The organism is Cryobacterium sp. MLB-32, assembly GCF_000738085.1.
Classification (GTDB): domain Bacteria; phylum Actinomycetota; class Actinomycetes; order Actinomycetales; family Microbacteriaceae; genus Cryobacterium.
In genome coordinates this window covers 1-1968 of sequence record NZ_JPRS01000362.1, presented here as the reverse complement: position 1 = coordinate 1968, position 1968 = coordinate 1, and the positions used below count along the sequence as shown (strand labels likewise).

Annotated in this window: 2 protein-coding genes; both read right to left on the bottom strand. The window is 59.0% G+C overall.

The features are described from left to right. Positions 1-1584, bottom strand: a 1584-nt coding sequence (locus JF66_RS18585; RefSeq protein ID WP_051973750.1) for an iron ABC transporter permease, incomplete at its 3' end; no start/stop codon positions are given. Beyond that, positions 1581-1968, bottom strand: a 388-nt coding sequence (locus JF66_RS18580; protein ID WP_035880338.1) for a TOBE domain-containing protein, incomplete at its 5' end; no start/stop codon positions are given. The genes JF66_RS18585 and JF66_RS18580, both read right to left, overlap by 4 nt.

Here is a 1968-nt window from a genome sequence, read left to right as displayed (position 1 = left end):
TCCGAACTCGTTGGAGTAGATTCGGTTGTAGATCTCTACGGACACCGGAGCATAACGGGCCGGATAGATCACCACGGAAGCGACGTATTCACCGAACCCCTGAATGAATGCCATCAGCGCTCCGGCGAGGATCCCTCGAGACATCAGCGGCACGGTGATAGTCCGAATAGCGCGCCACGTGCCGGCACCGAGGTTTCGAGCAGCTTCCTCCATAGACGGGTCAATCTGCGCCAATGATGCGTTGGCCGACCGGAATACGAGTGGGAGAAAGCGCACGAAGTACGCAATGGGCAGAATCCAAAGGGATCCGATCAGCACCTGTCCGAAGTTGAAAGGGGTAGGAGCGGCAAATGCGGTGACGAGGTTGACTCCGATGACCGTACCCGGAAGGGCCCAAGGAATCATGACCATCACGTCGAGCAGGCCCTTGCCTGGTCCCTTCCACCGGGTCACCACGAACGCCGCCAACACACCGATAATGACGCAGCCGATCATTCCGAGGAAGGCAGTCTGGGTGCTGACCATGATCGGACGAAGGGACGCCGGGTCAGAAAAGATGTTCACGAAATTCTGCAGGGTGTATTCCGGCGGAAGAATCTGAGTCGTCCAGGTACCGTCCACGGTGAAGGCAAGGAGCACAATGGTCGCCGCAGGGGCCATCAAGATCACGATCACCACAAAAGCACCAATGGCTGCGCTCACTTTGGCGAACGTCCCATGGAGCACGGTCACGGCCTGGGGGGTGCCCTTCGAGGATCCCCGATATACCCGGCGATTTTGGTACCACCGCATGGCCAGCAGGAACAGGATCGAGACCACTGAAAGCACGACGGACTGCGCCGCGGCAGTGGAATATGCACCACTGGTTCGGGATGCAACGATCTGCATGGTCAGGGTCGGCACGTTGTAGAACTGCGGCGCTGTGAAAGACGCCATGGAAACCATAAAGGTCAGGAGTGCCCCTGACACGAGCGCCGGTGTCAGCATCGGCAGGATGACGGTGCGCCACATAGTGAGCCGGTTTGCGCCGAGGTTTAGCGCGGCTTCTTCCATCGAAGCGTCGGAACCGCTGAGTGCGGACGCAACAGAGAGATAAAAATAGGGGTACATCGTCAGGCTATGGACGAGAATGACCCCCCACACACCGTTGGCTGATACAGCTTGGGCATCCGCTCCGAAATATTCGGACAAGAAGCGCGGCAGGATGCCGCTTTCCGCGTAGAGGAAGTAGAAGGAAACGGCACCGATGAGCGGGGGGAGTGCCAGGGGGAGCAGGGCAAATATTCGAAGTACCTTGCGTCCCGGGAACTCGAACCGGGTCAGCATGACGGCCAGTCCAGTGCCGATCAGGGCCGTTGAGATGACTGATGCGAACGCGATGCCAACGGACAGGCCAAGGGCTTTGCTGGCGCTGCCGGAGAGGAAGCTCTCGTACGCACTGCCGCCATTCTCCATGCTGGTGAACGCCGTGGCGAGCATGGGGATGACGATATAGACGAGCAGGATGAGGATGAGTGGGATCGAGATGAGATAGACGAAACGGTCGGAGGAGGTGAGCCCAGACCGACGACGGGCCAGCCTCATGCCTGAACCATCCAGACAAGCCCGTGTGTGGGAACCATCGTCACCAGATCGCCGGGAACGGCACGGTCGAAGGAGTCCGGCACGGAGACCACGAGGGTCTGTCCAAGCCAGTCAATTTCGTAGATATTCACTGCACCCGTGAATTCAGCGGTGAGCACACGTCCTTCAAGCTGGTCCGGTTGGCGGACTGGAGGAGCAATGGTGAGGGTGATGGCCTCAGGACGAAGCGAAACTGCGACGTCATCGTCCACCGACACCAAATCGGATGCAGTGTTGGCTACCCGGGGCGCAGTGAACACCGTGCCATCGGCTACTCGCACGCGAATGTTGTCACCTTGCGTGGCTACCACTGTACCGGTAAGCACATTGGATCGACCGATGAAA